25 protein-coding genes and 1 pseudogene are annotated in these 20,359 nt (G+C 34.0%); 14 read left to right on the plus strand and 12 right to left on the minus strand.

Features of this window, described 5'->3' with window-relative positions; all coding sequences use genetic code 11:
- Nucleotides 1-42 precede the first annotated feature (42 nt).
- On the plus strand, nt 43-3,060 hold the full coding sequence (locus tag ACQH2P_RS10765; RefSeq protein WP_425364179.1) for a DEAD/DEAH box helicase: 3,018 nt from the start codon (nt 43-45) through the stop codon (nt 3,058-3,060).
- A 335-nt stretch (nt 3,061-3,395) separates the two neighbouring features.
- Here ACQH2P_RS10765 and ACQH2P_RS10770 read toward each other — a convergent pair whose 3' ends face one another.
- Nucleotides 3,396-4,586: an MFS transporter gene (locus ACQH2P_RS10770; protein ID WP_425364180.1), complete on the minus strand. Its 1,191-nt coding sequence runs from the start codon at nt 4,584-4,586 to the stop codon at nt 3,396-3,398.
- Between the two features lie 102 nt (nt 4,587-4,688).
- Between ACQH2P_RS10770 and ACQH2P_RS10775 the strand changes: the two genes are divergently transcribed.
- The 9 genes from ACQH2P_RS10775 to tnpB all read left to right on the plus strand — a co-directional run bounded on the left by ACQH2P_RS10775 (nt 4,689) and on the right by tnpB (nt 11,805).
- Nucleotides 4,689-6,173 carry a UDP-N-acetylmuramoyl-L-alanyl-D-glutamate--2,6-diaminopimelate ligase gene (locus ACQH2P_RS10775; RefSeq protein ID WP_425364181.1) on the plus strand — a complete coding sequence of 495 codons (1,485 nt, stop codon included), beginning with the start codon at nt 4,689-4,691 and terminating at the stop codon, nt 6,171-6,173.
- Nucleotides 6,158-7,093, plus strand: a complete 936-nt coding sequence (locus ACQH2P_RS10780) for a DNA cytosine methyltransferase (RefSeq protein WP_425364182.1) — start codon at nt 6,158-6,160, stop codon at nt 7,091-7,093. The genes ACQH2P_RS10775 and ACQH2P_RS10780 overlap by 16 nt, the downstream gene beginning before the upstream one ends.
- Before the next feature lie 45 nt (nt 7,094-7,138).
- Nucleotides 7,139-7,270 carry a hypothetical protein gene (locus ACQH2P_RS10785; protein ID WP_425364183.1) on the plus strand — a complete coding sequence of 44 codons (132 nt, stop codon included), beginning with the start codon at nt 7,139-7,141 and terminating at the stop codon, nt 7,268-7,270.
- A gap of 8 nt (nt 7,271-7,278) precedes the next feature.
- Nucleotides 7,279-7,599, plus strand: a complete 321-nt coding sequence (locus ACQH2P_RS10790; protein WP_425364184.1) for a hypothetical protein — start codon at nt 7,279-7,281, stop codon at nt 7,597-7,599.
- 235 nt (nt 7,600-7,834) lie between these two features.
- A complete protein-coding gene (locus ACQH2P_RS10795) occupies nt 7,835-9,211 on the plus strand; it encodes a UDP-N-acetylmuramoyl-tripeptide--D-alanyl-D-alanine ligase (protein WP_425364185.1) in 1,377 nt (458 codons plus the stop codon).
- A complete protein-coding gene (gene mraY / locus ACQH2P_RS10800) occupies nt 9,208-10,293 on the plus strand; it encodes a phospho-N-acetylmuramoyl-pentapeptide-transferase (RefSeq protein ID WP_425364186.1) in 1,086 nt (361 codons plus the stop codon). Before ACQH2P_RS10795 ends, mraY begins: the two co-directional genes overlap by 4 nt.
- 199 nt (nt 10,294-10,492) lie before the next feature.
- Nucleotides 10,493-10,747: a hypothetical protein gene (locus tag ACQH2P_RS10805; RefSeq protein ID WP_425364187.1), complete on the plus strand. Its 255-nt coding sequence runs from the start codon at nt 10,493-10,495 to the stop codon at nt 10,745-10,747.
- Nucleotides 10,748-11,038: 291 nt separating this feature from the next.
- Nucleotides 11,039-11,464 carry a hypothetical protein gene (locus tag ACQH2P_RS10810; RefSeq protein WP_425362592.1) on the plus strand — a complete coding sequence of 142 codons (426 nt, stop codon included), beginning with the start codon at nt 11,039-11,041 and terminating at the stop codon, nt 11,462-11,464.
- On the plus strand, nt 11,452-11,805 hold the full coding sequence (gene tnpB / locus ACQH2P_RS10815; RefSeq protein WP_425362591.1) for an IS66 family insertion sequence element accessory protein TnpB: 354 nt from the start codon (nt 11,452-11,454) through the stop codon (nt 11,803-11,805). The genes ACQH2P_RS10810 and tnpB overlap by 13 nt, the downstream gene beginning before the upstream one ends.
- On the opposite strand, the gene ACQH2P_RS10820 is transcribed toward tnpB, so the two are convergent.
- From ACQH2P_RS10820 to ACQH2P_RS10840, 5 genes are all read right to left on the minus strand, one after another.
- Nucleotides 11,802-12,911, minus strand: coding sequence for an IS66 family transposase (locus tag ACQH2P_RS10820; RefSeq protein WP_425363991.1), 1,110 nt, complete (start codon nt 12,909-12,911; stop codon nt 11,802-11,804). The two genes, tnpB and ACQH2P_RS10820, sit on opposite strands and share 4 nt — an antisense overlap.
- Before the next feature lie 38 nt (nt 12,912-12,949).
- A complete protein-coding gene (locus tag ACQH2P_RS10825) occupies nt 12,950-13,183 on the minus strand; it encodes a hypothetical protein (RefSeq protein ID WP_425362621.1) in 234 nt (77 codons plus the stop codon).
- 30 nt (nt 13,184-13,213) lie between these two features.
- On the minus strand, nt 13,214-13,447 hold the full coding sequence (locus tag ACQH2P_RS10830) for a hypothetical protein (RefSeq protein ID WP_425362620.1): 234 nt from the start codon (nt 13,445-13,447) through the stop codon (nt 13,214-13,216).
- A 125-nt stretch (nt 13,448-13,572) separates the two neighbouring features.
- Nucleotides 13,573-14,148 (minus strand): hypothetical protein, encoded by a 576-nt coding sequence (locus tag ACQH2P_RS10835; protein ID WP_425364188.1) that lies wholly within the window; start codon nt 14,146-14,148, stop codon nt 13,573-13,575.
- Between the two features lie 110 nt (nt 14,149-14,258).
- Nucleotides 14,259-14,426, minus strand: coding sequence for a hypothetical protein (locus ACQH2P_RS10840; RefSeq protein WP_425364189.1), 168 nt, complete (start codon nt 14,424-14,426; stop codon nt 14,259-14,261).
- Between the two features lie 270 nt (nt 14,427-14,696).
- Here ACQH2P_RS10840 and ACQH2P_RS10845 point away from each other — a divergent pair, with 270 nt between their 5' ends.
- The 4 genes from ACQH2P_RS10845 (at nt 14,697) to ACQH2P_RS10860 (ending at nt 17,931) form a co-directional block, all read left to right on the plus strand.
- On the plus strand, nt 14,697-14,939 hold the full coding sequence (locus ACQH2P_RS10845; protein ID WP_425364190.1) for a type II toxin-antitoxin system Phd/YefM family antitoxin: 243 nt from the start codon (nt 14,697-14,699) through the stop codon (nt 14,937-14,939).
- Complete coding sequence (locus ACQH2P_RS10850; protein ID WP_425364191.1) at nt 14,936-15,355, plus strand: type II toxin-antitoxin system VapC family toxin; 420 nt, start codon at nt 14,936-14,938, stop codon at nt 15,353-15,355. Before ACQH2P_RS10845 ends, ACQH2P_RS10850 begins: the two co-directional genes overlap by 4 nt.
- 91 nt (nt 15,356-15,446) lie before the next feature.
- The gene (gene typA / locus ACQH2P_RS10855) at nt 15,447-17,267 is read left to right on the plus strand and encodes a translational GTPase TypA (protein WP_425364192.1); all 1,821 of its coding nucleotides are present in this window, start codon (nt 15,447-15,449) and stop codon (nt 17,265-17,267) included.
- A gap of 508 nt (nt 17,268-17,775) precedes the next feature.
- Nucleotides 17,776-17,931, plus strand: coding sequence for a hypothetical protein (locus ACQH2P_RS10860; RefSeq protein WP_425362547.1), 156 nt, complete (start codon nt 17,776-17,778; stop codon nt 17,929-17,931).
- 108 nt (nt 17,932-18,039) lie between these two features.
- Here ACQH2P_RS10860 and ACQH2P_RS10865 read toward each other — a convergent pair whose 3' ends face one another.
- From ACQH2P_RS10865 to ACQH2P_RS10890, 6 genes and pseudogenes are all read right to left on the minus strand, one after another.
- Entirely contained in the window at nt 18,040-18,651 is a 612-nt protein-coding gene (locus ACQH2P_RS10865) for an IS630 family transposase (RefSeq protein ID WP_425364193.1), read from the minus strand.
- Between the two features lie 4 nt (nt 18,652-18,655).
- A complete protein-coding gene (locus ACQH2P_RS10870; protein ID WP_425364234.1) occupies nt 18,656-18,841 on the minus strand; it encodes an IS630 transposase-related protein in 186 nt (61 codons plus the stop codon).
- Nucleotides 18,841-19,209 (minus strand): annotated as a pseudogene (locus ACQH2P_RS10875) (transposase family protein); the annotation flags it as partial. The pseudogene ACQH2P_RS10875 and the gene ACQH2P_RS10870, both read right to left, overlap by 1 nt.
- Nucleotides 19,210-19,405: 196 nt before the next feature.
- Nucleotides 19,406-19,591, minus strand: coding sequence for an IS630 transposase-related protein (locus ACQH2P_RS10880; protein ID WP_425364235.1), 186 nt, complete (start codon nt 19,589-19,591; stop codon nt 19,406-19,408).
- A gap of 271 nt (nt 19,592-19,862) precedes the next feature.
- The gene (locus tag ACQH2P_RS10885) at nt 19,863-20,084 is read right to left on the minus strand and encodes a hypothetical protein (RefSeq protein WP_425364194.1); all 222 of its coding nucleotides are present in this window, start codon (nt 20,082-20,084) and stop codon (nt 19,863-19,865) included.
- Nucleotides 20,081-20,239: a hypothetical protein gene (locus ACQH2P_RS10890; protein ID WP_425364195.1), complete on the minus strand. Its 159-nt coding sequence runs from the start codon at nt 20,237-20,239 to the stop codon at nt 20,081-20,083. The genes ACQH2P_RS10885 and ACQH2P_RS10890 overlap by 4 nt, the downstream gene beginning before the upstream one ends.
- Nucleotides 20,240-20,359 lie beyond the last annotated feature (120 nt).

Below are 20,359 nucleotides of genomic sequence, written 5' to 3' on the forward strand. Positions count from 1 at the left end.
CTGGACAGATTTCTTAGAATATTAAATTGAATTGCTAACAAAATGAAACAATTAACTACGCAAGAAGCATGTGACGTCTTATCAGCTTGGACTGTTTTGGAAGTATTGTCACCTCAATCATTTCGTAAAGCAGAAGACCTAGTAGGTGGAGAAAAAAGTTTAGTTGCGTTATTAGATAATGGATTACCATGGGAAAATGGTGGTGAAAAAGTACCCCCTAAAAAAAAATTATTCTATCAAATAATAATGGGTTCGATCAGTCTTCAGAGTGTATTTTCTGCTTTAGTTGAAAAATATGGCGATACAAATATCGAGTCAAAACAGTTATCAAGAGAAGCGATTACAGGTGTAATTATTACAGATCAGTATGGTTATCTTCTTAAAAATGATATCTCTGTTAATCTATCAAGTTTTGCGTGGGGTGTTCCTCAAGCTTTAAAGGGAAGTCTTAAAAACTTAGGTGACTGGGTATCAATTAAACAAAAAATTGAGATAGCTTTTGATGGAATCTTACGTAAAAAAGATGAAAATGGCAAAGAGCTTCCCTTGAATAAAATAATGATAGATGATGCTTATAATTATCTTATTAATAATATTTATGATGGTATACCAGCAGAAATGCTGATAAATAAAAAATTCGCTCTCCGAACTTATGAACCAATTAAAGAAGATGATCCTGAATCAAGTAAAAAAGATGCTCCTACTAAAGTTATGTTATTTAACAGCTTTTACCTAAATGATCTAGCAAAGGCTAGTACTTTAATCGAAAGCCAAGATGCTCCAACAAATCTTTTACAGTATTTAGGCGTGAATGTTCCATTAGAGCGTTACAATATACTAAATGAAACAGTTTTACAAAATATTCTTTCTCCTAAAAACATTCCTTCAGCAAGATGGCCTGGACCAGAACGACATCCTCTAGTATTACTTCAACAGGCTGCAGTTAATTTATCTATGACTGAACTAAAAGATAGTGGAATCCTTGCCATTAATGGACCGCCAGGAACAGGAAAAACCACCTTATTACGTGATATTGTGGCAAAATTAGTTGCAGAACGAGCAGAAGCATTACTGAAGTTTGATGATCCTAAAGAAGCTTTTACCAATTCAGGGGAAAAAATGCAAGCTGGCAAGGGTTGGTTCGATCTCTATAAATTAGATGAGAGTCTAAAAGGTTTTGAAATATTAATCGCCTCATCTAACAATAAGGCTGTTGAAAATATTAGTGCTGAATTACCTAATTTAGATGCCATTGCCAATGATGCAGATGATCTGCGTTATTTTAAAGCTCTATCTGATTCATTACTTGAAGGTGGAAGTTGGGGCTTGATTGCAGCAGTACTTGGTAATATGGCTAATTGTAATAATTTTAGTCAAACATTTTGGTGGGATAAGGATTTTGGTTTTTCAACATATTTAGCAGAAATAAATGGAAAATCGCAGACATTCCAAATTATAGATCCAGAGAGTCAAGAAGTCATCGGAACTAGACCCCCTAGAATTATTAAAGAAAATAACCCACCGCGTAGTCACAGTGAAGCTTTGAAACGTTGGGAAGAAGCTAGAGAACATTTTAAAAAGGTATTAAAAAAAAGCCAAGATGAGTTCTCTAGATTACAAGAAACAAGAAATTTAGTTGAAGAGTTAGCCAATTTAGAAAGAGAGTTAGGGCTGGGTGAGACACTAGGAGACGACCTTTTATTAAAACATGATAAATTAAAACCACATGTTATTTGGTGTATTCTAAACACTTCTTCATTTCGTGTCTGGCGAAAAAAAAGGCAAAGGCTTGCTCATTTTAATGATGTAAAGAAAAAGATTCTAATATCCTCTAAAGAATTTGAAAAGCATCTTATTGATAGTAGTTTATTTGCAAAATCCCATGCAGATAGGCACCTAGTTTCCCCATGGTGTAACGAACAGACGCAATTATTACGTGACGAGGTGTTTATTTCCGCTATAAAGCTACATAAAGCCTTTATAGATGCAGCAGCCAAGCCTTTATATCATAATCTTGGAACTATGATGAAAATTTTTAGAGACTCTTTTAGTGGAATGGATGAAAGCACCATTAAGTTTTTACCAGATTTATGGGCATCTTTCTTCCTTGTAGTACCTAGTGTATCAACAACTTTTGCATCTGTAGGGAAAATGTTAAAGGATATTCCTGCCAATTCTTTTGGATGGCTTCTTATTGATGAAGCTGGACAGGCTTTGCCGCAAGCTGCTGTAGGGGCTATAATGAGAACAAAACGTGTTGTAGTCACGGGTGATCCACTACAGATAGAACCAGTGGTTGAGTTACCTGACAATTTAACAAAAAGTATATGCAAACAGTTTTCAGTAGACCCAAAACGTTTTAATGCACCAGAAGTATCAGTTCAAATCCTATCAGATTCTGCAACTTCATATTTTTATAAATTTGATACCAACCATGGAAGTCGTTTGGTTGGTGTGCCTTTACTAGTACATAGGCGTTGCAACAATCCTATGTTTGATATTTCTAATACAATTGCTTATGGAGGTTCTATGGTTCACGCCAAGAGTTCTAATAAGAGTTCTTCTATAGCTAAATGTCTTGGTTCTTCTAGGTGGTTTGATGTTCAAGGAGAAGCGTTAGATAAGTGGTGTCCAGAAGAAGGAGAAAAAGTACTTGAACTATTACGCGAATTAAAGAAGGCTTCAATACTGCCAGACCTGTATATTGTGACACCTTTTAAAGTTGTTGCAAATAATTTACGCAAAATTATAAAAGAGAGTCGTGTTTTAGATTCTTGGATTACTAAAGATTCTTGGATTACTAAAGATAAGTATTCTTGGCTTAATGAACGAATTGGAACAATACACACTGTCCAAGGACGAGAAGCTGAAGCGGTAATTTTAGTATTAGGGGCACAAGGATCAGAGCAACATGGGAGTCGAATATGGGCAGGTAAATCTCCTAACATCTTAAATGTAGCAGTTACACGGGCTAAAGAAGTTATTTATGTTATAGGAAATAGGAACTTATGGAAAGAAGTTGGAGTATTTGAGGCACTACACAGTAGAATGGATGATTAAGTTTATAGCTAACCAGACTAACATTACGCCAAATTCACAAATGTCTATTAGCGAGAAGCCGCTTTACTGGCGACGAAGCAATCCAGTTTTGTGTCATCCCTGCGAAAGCATAGATTCCCCACAACTGTCGAAAGTTAGAAGAGGAAGCTGGTTTTAGATAATGCACTTTAAAAGTCGTATGTGGTCAACGTCATTGCGAGAAGACCGTAGGTAGACGAAGCAATCCATAAAAGTAACCAAAAATGGATTGCTTCGTCGGCTCACGCCTCCTCGCAATGACGGAAGTATTGCTATGGTTAAAACCTTCTCGGATTAGCTATATTATGCAAGTAATGTCACTGACTCTTTACTGCCCATATAGTAGCTAAGGTAATTATTGCAATGTAAATTCCTATAGATATAGAAGAGCCAGTAAAATGCCAAAGAGCTATACATACCGAGGGAGTAAATTTCCCAAATATTGAGGTGCCTATAGCATCACCAATGCTAACCAGCATATATTTATCTGAACCATGGAATAGGTTATTAAGCCAATAATTTACTGGGCATGCGAATAATACCCCTAAGGTAATAATCCATAAACGGACAAAATTAACATACCATACAGAAGCATCATTCATATATAACCATAATGGCACTATGCTAATAAATAGAATGCTAGTGCTTACGATCATTACATCCACAGGGTGATATTTCTTAACAAAATGCCCTATTAGTGGAATCATTGCTGCATCTATAATTAATAAGAGAGTATTAAAACTCATCATCATTCCCAAAGATATAGAGGTGATAAGAGGAACAAAACTATTCATCACTATAAAAGGTATGACATATGTCATATAGGAAAAACCACTAACTATAGATACACGCAGAATATTGCACTTATTATTCAATATCACATTTGATGTATAGGATTTTTGTTCTATTGCTCTTTGAGGCGTATTAGAATAACGTCTAAGATAAACCCCTACAATCCCTGTACTACCTCCTAATATAAAACATAAACGCCAATATTCATGGTGATTAGAACTAATTAGAATTGTACTGACAAAAGAAGCGATAATAATCCCGAATATTGTTGATAGCTCGTATAGATAAGATGCTTTCACCCCTTGAACCTGCGTCTTATTTTCTACAATATATAATTTGGCAATACAATGTTCTCCTTCGCCAAAAATTCCTAACATAATTCGAATAATGAGCAGCATCAATGGTGAAAACCAGCCAATCATTTGATAAGTTGGTATAAATCCTATCAACATAGTGGTAATAGCACTTCCTATCAATGAATAAGATAGAGCTAAAGTTGCCCCTCGTTTTTGTGCAATCATACTAAAAATTATTGCACCAATTGGTCTAGTAATTATTGAAGTTGCTAGCACACTATAAGTTAAGATCAAGGCAACTATAGGATCGTCTTTGGGAAAAAAGATTACTGATAAAATTGGGGCAAGAAAACTATAAATAGCCGTATCAAAATGATCCAGACTATTACCTATTAAAATTGATAAATCTTTCTTTTGCATGAGAAGCCCTAAAATTCTAACTCTTTACATAGGTTACCATACGTGATAAACACACTTATATAGATTAAGAATTAATTAGGCTACATTTAAATTGTAGAAATTATGCAAAAATTATTTGATAACAAAATTATCTCTCAGATGGATTCTCGCAGTTTATGTTTTGACTCTAGACTAGCTAAAGTTGGTGACATATTCTTTGCGATTAAAGGAGCAGATTCTGATGGTAATAAATTTATTGATGATGTAATAAATAAAGGGGTGAAATTCATTATTACAGATGATGCTGAGAGCCTAAACAACCCTAGCATTATTGCCAATGACGTACATGTAACTCTTGTGAGTGATGTCCGGCTGGCATTGAGCCAAGCTGCTGATATTCTCTACCCATTATTACCACAATATATGGTAGCTGCTACTGGTACTAACGGTAAAACCTCGGTAGTATCCTATTGTAGGCAACTATACACATTACTAGGAGTCCCCAGCTGTTCTATCGGTACTATTGGTGTAGAATGTTCCAATGATTTGGTTTTAACAATTATCCAAGAAATTTCACAAAAATCTCCTGCTCTTACTACTCTTGACCCTGTAACTTTTAGACATATTTTACATAAGCTAGCTGAAAACAACACAGAATATGTAGCTTTTGAGGCTTCTAGCCATGGTCTAGATCAACAAAGATTATATGGTATAAAAGTAAATGCTGCCTGCTTTACTAGTTTTAGCCGAGATCATCTTGACTATCACCAAAATATGGATAATTATCTTTTAGCCAAATTAAAATTATTTACAGATAATTTATTGCCAACAGGGATGGCTGTATTAAACGCGGAAATAGCACAATTGGATTATATTAAACATTATTTACAACAACGTAATATAAAGTTTTTAACTGTTGGTATGAATGGTGATCTGAAAATTATCGACAGCACAATTTGCAGCTATAAAGGACAGAAATATAATTTTACTACTGATATAGTTGGTAGTTTTCAAGCTACCAACTTACTGATTGCTGTTATGATGGTGCATTTGACTGGTTTTCCTTTGGAACAAGTTATATTAAAATTACCACAAGTTAAAGCAGTTAAAGGACGTTTAGAGAGAGTAGGTAATAGTAATATTTTTATTGACTATGCTCATACCCCAGATGCCTTAGAAAAAAGTTTACTAGAGCTGAGAAAAATAAAATCAGATAAGGGGTTATTGAAAGTAATTTTTGGTTGTGGTGGTAATAGGGATAGTAGTAAAAGACCATTAATGGGGGAAGTTGCGGCGAAAATTGCCGATGAGATTATTATTACTGATGATAATCCGAGAAATGAAGAACCAAAATCAATACGGCAGCAAATTATACAAGGTATCATAGCGATCACTAATAGTTTTATAGAAATAAAAAATAGAAAAATAGCAATTACCGAAACGATAAATAATTTACAAAAAGATGATATTTTGCTGATTGCCGGCAAAGGTCACGAAAATTATCAGATAATCGGCAATGAAAAACTACCATTTAGTGATTTCGATATAGCCAACAAAGCTCTACAGAATACAAATTTACTCAAGGAAGTTATATGTACAAATTTATAGATTTATTTTGTGGTATTGGTGGTTTTCGTATAGCTCTTGAAGAAAAAGGGATGGAGTGTGTTTTTTCATCCGATATTGATAAAGATGTGCAAGAAGCTTATAAAAGGAATTTTGGAGAAAAACCCATGGGTGATATTTCTGAGATTTCTGAACGAAAAATACCAGAACATGATATTCTATGTGCTGGTTTTCCTTGTCAACCTTTTAGCATCTCCGGTAAACAGAATGGTCTACATGATATAAATGGTAAGCTGTTTTATGAGATAATTAGAATTGCACAATATCATAAACCATTAATATTATTGCTTGAGAATGTTAAAAATATTATGAATATTGATAATGGTAATGTTATTAAAACGATAGATACAAAACTTGATGAAATAGGATATAAAGTATATAGACATGTACTTAATGCATCTTTGTTTGGTGTACCGCAAGCAAGAGAACGTATTTACTTTGTTTGTATAAGAAAAGATATTGTAGGTGATATTAAGATTAAATATTCACCACCGAAGGAAACCAACAAGAAAATATACCTTGAGAATATACTTGAAAATAATGTCGATAAAAATTTATTTATTAATAGAGATGATATAGTAATTGAAAAAGAGATTACAGATAGAGACCTCAAGCCTTTACGAGTTGGTTATTTAAATAAAGGGGGGCAAGGTGAAAGGATTTATAGCCCATTAGGGCATTCAATTACATTATCAGCCTTTGGTGGTGGAGCTGGTGCAAGAACGGGTTTATATTATATAGATAATAATATACGCAGACTTTCAATTAATGAATGTAAATCTTTAATGGGTTTTTCACAAAGTCATTATGTAGCAGAAGGCTTAAAAGGATACCAACAACTTGGCAATGCTGTTATACCAAGAATGATTGGTAGTGTTTATGATTCAATTAAAATATTGTAGTTATGAATAACAGAAATGCATATATAGTTATGCTCATAGGATTAGGTGATAAAGAACATAACGATTGTAAGTTGTCATTCCCGCGAAGGCGGGAATCTAGATACCTGCTTTCGCAAGGTTAACACAAAGTTTGTATCACCTAATTCAATAGGTTTCACTATATATTTAAACCAATAATAAAAGAGTTGATAGATTGGTCAATGTCGTATAAAAAAGCTCGTGAAATATTAGTATTATATGAACGAGAAGATAGTATGATGCGTATTTATTCAATGAAGGATGTATTAGAACATTTAGATTACACAATTACATTTACATCAAATGGTAATTTACTTGTCGGAAAAAGTATTGTTATTCAAAGAAAAGGTGGTAACGGGCATCACATTCATGGTATTTTAAATAAAACAGACCCAAAACATCCGGGTAATAATATTCAATTTAAATTACGGGTTAATGCTTTTGTTGAAGAAATGAAAAATTATGAAGTTAGTAAATATTATATGTAACCTTCAAAGTGAGCATTAAGAAAAACTTTAAGGATTGACGTTTACAAATGTTAGAAAATAATAGCTTTAAAATCGTTGCTATTATGCAAAAAGGATATCACACAAAAATAGATTCCAATGTTTTGCAGGGATGGTTAGAAGATGGTTTTATTAATAAACCTATTGACAATTAAAGCAAATCTGAGATAAAAATGATCCCTTATTTGCGTAGTATATAATATTAATTAATAATATAATGATTTGGTCAGCAAAAGACTTAAGTAGCGCCATGAATATAGAGGTACATCCTGATATTCATGGCGGACAAATTCAGTTCAATTCTAATTCAGTTACAGATGGTGATTTGTTCATTGCTCTTAAAGGGGCTAGTGATGGACATAATTATGCATTACATGCTCTAGAACGTGGGGCAAATGCGGTAATTATTAGCCGGGAAATCAAAGGATTGCCTGATGAAAAAGTAATTAAGGTCTCTGATACTTTAACCGCTCTACATCAGATGGCAGAGTATAAACGGAAGAAATCTCAAGCAAAGTTTATTGGTATTACTGGCAGTAGTGGTAAAACGGGAACTAAAGAAGCAATCAAAACTGTACTAAGTTACTTTGGTACCACTTTTGCTAGTCGAGGAAATTTTAATAACCATCTTGGTGTACCTATAAATCTTGCTTCTATGCCTGATGATATAGAATATGCTATTTTTGAAATGGGTATGAATCATTCAGGAGAAATAAGAGAGCTAACAAAAATGGTTAGACCTAATATATCAGTTATTACTACAATATCGGAAGCTCATCTTGAATTTTTTCAGTCTCAACTGCATCTGGTTGATGCTAAATGTGAGATTTTTGAAGGAATGCCAAAAGATGGCATAGCCGTTATAGATTTAGACAGCCCATATTATAACCGAGTTTTACAGAATCTTAAGCAATTATCGATTAATAATATATATAGTTTTGGTACATCACCATATGCAGATTCTAGCTTAACATCATATGAATATCAACAAATTGAGCAACAAGTTCGTTTACGTTATTCAATCCATAACAGTAGAATAGATGTCAAGATACCTCTTGTCCCAGAACATTATGCTAGAAATTATACTATCGCTCTCCAGATATCAGCCATACTGAACTTAGATATTAATGCAGCAGCAAGACAATTAAGCAAAGTATCATTAATTGAAGGACGTGGTAAGCTAATCAATGCCAAATATCATGGTCAGGACTACCAAATTATTTGTGATTATTATAATGCTAATCCAGAATCAGTAAAAGCTGCTTTATTATATCTGAAACAGCTTAGTGGGGAGAAAAAAGTTGCTATAATAGGTGATATGTTAGAATTGGGAGACAATTCGATAAAATTTCATCAAGATTTAGTACCAGCAATTCTTGACTCTGGTGCTAACAGAGTTTTTTTAGTAGGCAATAACAGCAAATATATATACCAATCTTTGCCAGACAAAATAGAAAAAATACATTTTGATAATGTTAATCTATTAATAGAAAACTTAAGTAAATTACTTAAGGGCAATGAATTAATCTTAATAAAAGGGTCAAACAGTACCCAACTTAGTAAAATCATCCAATCTTTTGAGTTACCGCAGTGATCTACAACCTTCTTGCCCCCTATATACATAAGTTGCATATCGCAAATTTATTCCACTATATTACTTTCCGTATCGGACTTGCCATATTATTTAGTTTGACTATTTCTTTTTTGATAGGACCTAAGATAATTAAAATTTTGCGAAATTTACAAAAATATGGTCAACCAATTCGTGACGACGGACCAGAAACCCACAAAATAAAAGTAGGAACACCCACTATGGGGGGGATAATGATTATCCTCACTGTTTGCCTTTCCACTCTGTTATTTTCTGACCTTACTAATAAATATATATGGATAGTATTATTTGTCTTTATTAGCTTTGGTATACTTGGTTTTATGGATGATTACGCTAAAGTAACAAAAAACCACCATAAAGGCGTTAGTGGTAAGAAAAAATTATTATTTCAGTTTACTATTTGTCTAATTGCTTGTTTACTATTAAGGGATGCCAATAATCAAGGGAACAATCTGTTGACTATTCCATTTTTTAAGAATTTGTTGATTGATTTAGGATTGTTTTATATTCCATTTAGTATGTTCGTTATAGTTGGAGCATCAAATGCAGTGAATCTAACTGATGGTCTTGATGGTCTTGCCATCGTACCAATTGCCATTACCGCAGCTTCTTTTACCTTAATTATTTACTTGGTGGGTAATAGTTTCTATGCAAATTATCTACAGATTATTTATGTACCAAATATTTCTGAATTAACTATCTTCTGTGCTTCAATTGTTGGGGCTAGCCTAGGATTCTTATGGTTTAATGCCCAGCCAGCAGAAGTTTTTATGGGAGATACTGGCAGCCTAAGTCTTGGTGGTGCTCTTGGTATTGTTAGCGTTATTGCCAAGCATGAATTTGTACTAGCAATTATTGGCGGGTTATTTGTTATTGAAACCTTATCAGTAATTATTCAAGTATATTATTTTAAAGCTACCCGGGGTAAAAGAATTTTTAAAATGGCTCCTTTACACCACCATTTTGAAAAACATGGCTGGTCAGAATCAAAAGTTGTAATACGTTTCTGGATTATAGCTATAATATTTGCTCTAATTGGTTTGTCTTCGCTAAAATTGAGATAGAAAAACTATCATGAGCTAACCTATTAAGGTTCTATATAAAACTTATTCGTCTATAGCTAACCCGAATAAGTTCTAGATATCCCAGGCGTCTATTAGCACATACCCTACATTTTTTATTTTGTAGTGAAAGTGTAATTCGACATAATGTCCCAATTTAAGGAAAAAAAACCGACCTCTATAGTTATGCTCATAGGATTAGGTGATAAAGAACATAACTATTGTAAGTTGTCATTCCCGCGAAGGCGGGAATCTAGATACCTGCTTTCGCAGGTATGACACAAAGTTTGTATCACCTAATTCAATAGGTTTCACTATAGAAGTCAATGTACTATGGCTAAATACTAATCAAGTTAGCTCTAAAATGTCAGAATCAGGGGAGATATTTCCTGACAATTCTAATCCACTATCTGTTGATGTTGAATCTAAACTAACTGTATGCTCATCAGATAGCTGATCGAGTCCAAGTCCAAGTATCTCAGAAGCTCGATATAAATAGTTGGCACCATTTTTGTCAACATGTATTGCAGGCATATCGTTCTCCAATGCTCTACTCACATTATTTAAATCATCATCTATTAAAACAACTCTCTGATTATTATCAACACTAAAATGCTTCATAGCTTTTTCTATATGCTTCTGCTTGCCTATAGAAAACATATTCTCTGTATACTTGCAGCAAAACTGCATAACTCTATCTAATTTTTTTGTTAGTATAAAATTTATTTTATACATTTGGGTTCCTACTATGCAAATACCATCAATTACTGTTGAGCAAGTAGCTCAGCAATTTAAAGCCTGGCGTCAAACTAAAACTAACAAGTTTGATCCCATACCAAACCATCTAAAGGAATTAGTTCGCCAGCTACTCCATCACTATTCTTGCAAAGATATAGCCAAACATCTCAATATTAATAAAACAATAATTAGTTCAATTCAACAAGCCCATCAACCTTCCCTCAAAACTTCTCCTACCTCAACTTCAAATAAAGTTCTACAACACGATATTAATTTTCTCCCATTTCAACTAGTAAATTCTATAGATACTGATCCTGTGGCTACTCCCAAACAAAATTACTACACTTGCCACATTATTAAGCCAAATGGTACCAAGCTTATTATTCAAACACTAGAGCTAAAAACCATAATTCAAACATTTCTATGCTGCAACTAACCCCTCAGTCAGTTATTTTTGTTGCCACTATTGCCATCGACTTTCGTAAGGGTATCGATGGTTTAATAGCTGTTTGCAGACAAAAACTTTCTTCCAACCCTCTTAATGGTTCCTTGTTTTTATTCTATAATAAAAACAGAACTGCCATTAAAATTTTGTCCTTTGACGGTCAAGGCTTTTGGTTATGCTCTAAACGCCTATCCAAAGGTAAATTTACGGCAAAACTTTCCCCATCTGATAATTCATCTTATCAAATTTGCTATAGAACATTACATATTCTTATTCATAATGGTGATCCTAGTTCTGCCAAACTCTCTAATGATTGGCTTCCTGTCATTTAAGCTGCTGTCTTGATTAATTCCGTATTATTTATATATCTTGCATAGGCAAAAGGCGTATAATTCGTAGGATGCTTCTTTGCTTTGCTGCTCTGCTCTTGCAGCCAATTTAAATATTTAAAGGCATTGATCTCGTTCTCACTACAAGTCTTTACTATACTATACAGACCACTATGTATCTCAGCACTATTGATTGTTTTAAAGAATAATGAATTCTTCCTTTGTAAAATAATGGTACGTAGTGACCTCTCAGCCCAATTATTATCAAGACTGCTAACTGGAATTTTCAAAAATTGCGTCAAACCTTCTTTATTATTTAACCAATATTTCATAGCTTGCCCAAACCTACTATTAGGCTCAACTTTCTTGTCGTTAAATAATTCGTCTATTTTGTTATATATGTTTTCTATATATTTACTGCTATGTTCCTGATGGTACTTCAGCTTTTCCTCAAGGCTCATCTCTTTACATTGATGTTCATTATGGTAAATCCCACCAGTCTGTTTGAGAAAATATCCGCATTCTTCAGGGTAATATGGTTCATTCTCTGTAAATTTTCTCTGCCCATGTGACAAACAATTGATCATCACTATTATTGCCAGTAATTCTTTATCTGCTTCTGATAATACCGGGTTATTATTGTTACTTGCATCAGTCATTAAATGAATAGAATCAGTCCTATTCTTACGATTCTTTAGTACGTTACCAATATTTTCCCCGCCATGCTTATTACCGGTAAAATATAAAACTATCACCTCATTATTTGTAGTTTTAGCACATATAGTAGTGGTATAACAGCTGCGTCCTTTCTTATTTTGAGCTCGTAATTTTTTATTGGCTACAGTAATTTCTAAAATCCTGGCTCTAGTATCATCAAGGTTCAGTGAACTACATTCGGCAGCCATTTCTAATAATACCCTGTAAATTTCAGCTCCACCATCTTCTTGCCAAACATCTAAATATTGTTGCCACAGAGTGCTATATGATACAGGAACCCCGCTTAAACTTTGCAACCTAGATAAACGATAGAAGGGAGTACCGTAGGTCTTTTGTAACACTATTGCACTTTTGCTACTATTTGTCCATTTGTTGATATTCTTATTGTTCATAACTGTATAATCGCAAGCATTACAGCGTAACGTTTTCTTTACATATCTGTTGACTGTAATTGGAGCATTACCTGTAAATTGTAGCAATTTTCTAGCTTCACTATTATAGAGTTTACCATTATCACAGTGAGGACAGCTATCACCACTACAAAAATTCTCAGGAGATAAATAGCTGGTATTCGCATCCTGATAATCATCAAATCCATATTTACCTTGCCAATTACTGCGATCTCTCTTCTTGGACTCATCGTACTCTTCTTCATTACCACCATTCTTATTATCAGATTCACTCGGTGGTTCTTTTAATGAATCTGAACTATCTTTTTTATGTTATCTGCCTTAAAACCAATCATCATCTCCTTAAGCTTATTTATACTGATGTTTGATGATGCTAGCTTGTCTATTAGTTCGTTACAAAATTTCACAAGTTCTATCACCGCTTGCTGATCATCTCCTGTTAATGAATTTGCCTTAATATGCTGGATTAGTTCTTCTCGTTCCTCAGCACTTAAGGTCGCTACTTTTGGCTTTTTCATTTTGATTCATTCATTACGTTTAATAATTGAAATGTTATAGTATAACTGATAGTTTTTCAACTAGTTTTTTTATTAATCGGTGATACTTGCATAGTAGGAACCCAAATTTATAAAATAAATTCATACTACCAAAAAAATTTAATAGAGTTATGCAGTTTTGCTGCAAGTATACTATTCTCTTCATTAGGGCAATATGACACTACACGAATTTCTTTTAATTTAGCTTCTTCTAAACCAAGTTGCGTAAGAGCATATTTGATGGCACCAGGATGTGAGCAAAAAGATACAATGGCTATATGACATCCTAAATCTAATGCTGTTGTTAATAACTTTACTAACTGTTCTTTGTTTTTCCAACCTTTTGTTTCATCTGCTAGAAACTTATCTATATGACTTTCTGAATCTGATAACACTATAAATTGTTCTTTTTCTTTCAAACTTTTTGTTTCATCTGCTAGGAACTTATCTACACACTCTTTACTAGGTGTCCAAGCAATAGTACTGCTTATAGATCCTTTTACCATTGTTCCATCAAAATCAAGACAGAGTAGCCACTTATCAGATTGATTTTCTAGTTTAGGTTCTTTTCCCAAAGACTGATCTTCTTGCTTAATTTCTGGTTGGCTAAAATCAAAATGGAGTCGTTGGGGTATCTTGCTAAAATCAAGTTTGAGTGAAAATAATTTTGATCGTTTTGACATCTGTTCTCTTATGTTTGGTTTATTATAAACCCGATTAAGTTCTTGATATTGTTACAAACTCCTAAATGTCATTGTGAGGAGGCATAAGTCGACGAAGCAATTGTAAGCTGTCATTCCCGCGTTGTAAGTGTCATTCTTAGCAACGGCGGGAATTTAGATCCCTGCCTACGCAGGGATGACATTCTTAGCAACGGCGGGAATTTAGATCCCTGCCTATGCAGAGATGACATTCTTAGCAACGGCGGGAATTTAGATACCTGCCTACGCAGAGATGACAAGTTAAACCTCGCAAGGTTAACCAAAACAGAATTGCTTCGTCGCCACTGTAGTGGCTCCTCGCAATGACGGATAATCTATCTAGAATATTAACGGGTTAGCTATATTTTTATAATAGGTAATTTATCGGGAAACCCAAAAACTCATAATCTAATAAATTAAAATTTGAACTTTTGCAAGTGAAATCTTACTAATCACAGCATTTGATATATTGCACTAATTATCAAAATTGATTAAACTAGATGAATTAACTAGTTTATTAAAGAGGATTCATGAGAATAGTTGGTATGTTTAAAACAAAAACTCATTTACCAGAGCTAATTAAAGAAGTAGAAGCAGGTGAAGAATTATGTATAACAAACAGAGGAAAAGAGGTAGCTTTTGTTATACCTGTAGCTAAATATTACTCCCAAAGATTTGATGAGCTATTTAGTAAGTTTGCTGCACTTAAAAAACGTAGTCCTCTTGGCTCTATAGATGATGTTATTAAAATGAAAAATCTTGGTAGAAAATGAATTTAGTGATAGATTGTTCATTCATTATGTCATCGATTTTACCGGATGAAAAGCAGCTTAAGGTAGATAACATTTACAATCAGATATCTAACAAAGTATATAATGTATTCGCCCCTGCTGTCTTTTATCTGGAATGTAACAATGTTCTTATATCATCATTAAAAAAACAGCGTATCACTAAAAGTGATTATGAAGAATACTTACACTTCTTAAATATTCTTCCTATTAATATTGATAAATTTTGTTCTAACTGTGAATCTCTGCATGTAATAGCAAGGATTGCAACTAAATATGGTCTAACATCTTATGACGCTACTTACCTTGAATTAGCCCTACGCCTTGAAGCAAAAATTGCTACTCTAGATAATGGTTTAGCTAATAGTTGTAAGATGGCACACATAGACTCTATAATTTAAAATATACTATACAAACACTATAAGAACTCTATTCCATTTTGATCTATTATACTCTATAATCATCAGTTAAAAAATATATTAAAGGTTTTTGATGTCTGCTATTCGCAATATTGCCATTATCGCCCACGTTGATCATGGTAAAACCACTCTAGTTGATAATATGCTTAAGCAAAGTGGCACTTTCCGAGCAAACCAGGAAGTAGCAGAACGTGCTATGGATTCAAATGACCTGGAACGTGAACGTGGTATAACTATTCTAGCTAAATGTACCTCCCTTATGTGGAAAGATATCCGTATCAATATAGTTGACACTCCTGGTCACGCTGATTTTGGTGGCGAGGTAGAACGCATTCTGACTATGGTAGATGGGGTCATATTACTAGTTGATTCTTCTGAAGGTACAATGCCTCAGACCAAATTTGTGTTGTCAAAAGCTCTGAAACTTGGGTTAAAACCAATTGTTGTGATCAATAAAATTGACCGTCCTGATAGAAGAGTCAGTGAAGTGGTAGATGAAGTATTTGAATTATTTATGGCATTAGAGGCAAATAATGAACAACTAGATTTTCCTATTATCTACGCTTCAGGACGTAGCGGTTGGGCATCGTGTCACTTAGAAGATGAACAAAAAGACCTTGCCCCGCTTTTTGACTTGATAGTATCTCATGTGCCTATTCCTGTTGCTGATAGCGACGCTCCCTTTTCTATGCTTGTTACCACTAGAGAATATAACCCGTATTTTGGTCGCGTGCTTACCGGTCGTATCCATAGTGGCACAATTAAGACCAACCAAAATGTTAAAGTACTTAATTGTGATAATATGGCAACTGAAAATGCTCGAATAAGTAAAATACTCTCATTCCGGGGACTGGAACGTGTAGCTGTTGATATTGCATATGCTGGAGATATTATTGCTATTGCTGGAATTCAGGACGCTACTGTAGCTGATACGATATGTGCCCCTGAAATAATCGTAGCACTGCCATCCTTACCTATAGACCCACCAACATTATCTATGACCTTTGGAGTAAATGACTCTCCTCTTGCTGGACGAGAAGGCTCAAAGCTTACAGCAAGAGTTCTAGGTGATAGATTAATGCGAGAGATAGAAAGTAATGTAGCAATACATGTCAGCCAAACTGAAGAAAAAGATGCTTTTCAAGTTGCAGGTCGTGGTGAACTACAATTAGGCATATTAATTGAGACTATGCGGCGGGAAGGTTTTGAACTATCAATCAGTAGACCCCGAGTATTATTCAAAGAGGATGAACATGGTAAAAGATTAGAACCAATTGAAGAAATCCAAGTTGATGTTGATGATGATTTTGTTGGGGTTGTTGTTAAATCACTTGCCCTACGTAAAGCAGAAATGACTGATATGCGTCCATCTGGTGGCGGTAAAACTAGAGTAACATTTTTAGGACCATCACGCGGGCTTATTGGTTATCACGGTCAATTCCTAACCGAAACTCGGGGCACAGGTGTTATGAACCGTGTTTTCCATAGTTATGCTCCCTATAAAGGGGCTATTGAAGGAAGACGTAATGGAGTGTTAATTTCTAATGGGGATGGGGAAGCTGTTGCCTATGCTCTATGGAATCTTGAAGATCGTGGGAAAATGTTTATAAACCCTAATGAACTAGTATATCAGGGAATGATTATAGGGGAGCATAATCGGGATAATGATCTGGAAGTAAACCCTCTGAAAGCCAAGCAATTATCAAATGTCAGAGCTTCTGGTAAGGATGAAGCTATGCGTCTTATCCCACCAACCCTTATGACGTTAGAACAATCTATCAGCTATATCCAAAATGATGAAAGGGTAGAAGTTACCCCTAAATCAATTAGACTTCGTAAGGCAATGTTAAATCCTAATGACCGGAAGAAATCAGACCGACGTAACGAGGAGTAGGTTGTTAACCTGAATGTAAATAATAAGCCATAGCTAACCCGATTAGTATTAGTCTAAAGATACAACATCTGCTATGTTTAAACAAAAAGGATGTCATTCCTGCGTAGGCAGGAATCTATAATATCTCAGGGCTTTTTGTCCACTATTTTAGATCCCTGCTTTCGCAGGGATGACAAGCTTGGTACTGTGATTAGGTTATAAAAACTTTGTAAATCCATAAGGTTTTTGACAAAATAGGGTGAAAATCTTATGGGTTTTGATGTGATTTTTAACCGCAAACATGTATTACCTCTCATACCTACAGCCTTTTTGACGGAGCGACTAAATAGGATTTTTGAAGGAATAGTGTACCTATTTCAAGAAAATCATGTTTATTCGTAGCAAAAAAGAGCCAAAATTAGGTCACTTTAGAAACCTTCACAAAGCCTAGTACTACAGTCGTAGTTTACAAATAATATAAAATGTATTAGAATGTATGGCATAGTTGAAGGAGGAGATGAGATAAGGAATGGATAACATCAAGATATGGCAAGAACTGGAAGGAATGATAGAAGAAGGTCAGAGTGGTTTAAGAGTAGGATGTAATGATTATAGAACTTTTAATAATATGTCACTGTATGTCAAAGCATTAATGAGTCACGGCGGTCTCATGAACAAAAGGTAAAGAAATGTTAATAATAAAGTTTTTGCAAATAGTGGAGTAATATCGTAAGAATCTCTTAATAAAATAATTATTATTTGGAGATAGTGATGTTAAGAGAGAGAGAATTCGTCAAGAACTTTGCAGAACATTTTTGCGATATTGAAGATCATAGACAAGAAAGTAAGATATAGTGAAACCTATAGAATTAGGTGACAAAGAACATAGCAATAATTTCAAATAATTTGCTAGTTTCTGGACAGAGCCAGTTTCTGTTACCTTATTTTTAATCCATCGTTTCATATTTGCCCAAAACTTCTCTATGGGATTTAAGTCTGGTGAATACGGAGGTAAAAAGATAAGTTTGCAGCCAACTGATTCTATCAATTCCTTTGTCTTCTTTGATTTATGGAAACTAGCATTATCCATAACTACAACCTGTCCTGCTTTTAACTCTTTAATTAAAAACTTCTCAACCCAATTATTAAATAACTCTGTATTGCAAGTTCCATTAAAAACAAAAGGGGCTATCGATTGATTGTTTACCAAACCAGCTACTATATTAGTTCTTTGATACTGCTTCCCACTCTTCTTTCCAATCAGTATTTCTCCTGTTTTCCCCCAACCTTTATCCTGGCAAATACTCATATCTATACCACTTTCATCAATATGTACTATTTGTTCTTTAGCATATTTACTGATCTCTTCTAAATATTCAGATCGTTTCTCTGCACTCGCTTCCATATAGCTAAAGGTTTTTTTTATAACTAAATCCTAACTCTTTTAATATCCTACCAGTTTGGGATCTAGCAATCCCAAACTCTTTACCAATATCTTGTAACCTCATATTTGAATTATTTTCTACAAAATCTGCTAATTTTTGCTTATCAACTTTACTTTTAAAGCCTAATAGACTTCCTGCATAAATATTTATTAAGTTTCAAAATTACAAATTCCTGCTATTAAATTTACTCTTAAAGCAAATCTTTTTCTTCTATTTCTGTAACGATCGGCAATAATTTTAAAACGTTTTATTCGTCCAATAATATGTTCGCAAGTAACCCTTTGTGACGCTATATTTTGATTATTCTTTTTATCTTCGTTTGTTAAAGGTTTCTTCTTACTTTTCTTTTTAGGCAAAAAACTATTACTGTGAAGCTTCTTCATACCTTGATAACCTGAATCTCCTAGAAGACTAACTTCAGGGTGAATCAAAATTTTTGATTCTTTAAACAACTTAAAATCATGCTTTTTACCATTGGCAAAATTTGTACATATAATCTTCTTACTTTTTTTATCTATAGTGAAACCTATTGAATTAGGTGATACAAACTTTGTGTCATACCTGCGAAAGCAGGTATCTAGATTCCCGCCTTCGCGGGAATGACAACTTACAATCGTTATGTTCTTTATCACCTAATCCTATGAGCATAACTATATCCATTACCATAATTTTTCTAACAACAGACTTTTAAATCAATTATTTTATTCCTGCAACTTATTTATGCAGGAAGTCTAATCTAGCTTTCGCCAATATCGTTCCTTCCTTTCTCTTCCTTACATTCCAACGGCTAATTGTATTTTTATGTATATCAAATATCTTGGCAGCACTTCTTTGACTGTTACCTCTTGCTACATAATTTATTACTTTTTTTCTTAAATCTTCACTATATGGACTTTTGATATTTCCTCTTTTTTATATCATATAATTTCACCTAATTCTATAGGTTTCACTATACCAATGGCAGCGAGTATGTCGCAAATTAGTGCAGTTGGCAGGAAGGATAATTTATGTCAATTAAGCAAAAGAATGGCAATTAGTAAATACTGCGAGTAAGTTAGTAACAATAAAGAGAACGAAAGTAAAAGAGTTAATGAAATAAGTATTCTGAACAAAATCCGCAATTATGTCGAGGCTCTAGAAGCCGTAAGAATGAGAGGTTACTCAAGGATATTTAGAAGAATACAGAAACCATTATGGCACTCGATGCCGAATATATGACCGCTTCCTTTGTGGCTCTATTTTTTATTTTCTTTATTGACAAATTCACTCGTCCATATATAGTGAAACCTATTGAATTAGGTGATACAAACTTTGTGTCATACCTGCGAAAGCAGGTATCTAGATTCCCGCCTTCGCGGGAATGACATCTTACAATCGTTATGTTCTTTATCACCTAATCCTATAGGCATAACTATATGACAACTTACAATCGTTATGTTCTTTATCATCTAATCCTATGGGCATAACTATATCTAAAATAGTGGACAAAAAGCCCTGAGATATTATAGATTCCTGCCTACGCAGGAATGATCCTTTTTGTTTAAACATAGCAGATGTTGTATCTTTAGACTTTTGACGGGGGACTTAATAATGCAAGTGATTTTTATTATTTGTTAGCAACTAATTTCGTGGGGTTATATCATCTCGCAATGACATAACCTGCTATAG

The sequence above is a fragment of the Candidatus Tisiphia endosymbiont of Hybos culiciformis genome (genome assembly GCF_964030975.1).
Lineage (GTDB): Bacteria > Pseudomonadota > Alphaproteobacteria > Rickettsiales > Rickettsiaceae > Tisiphia.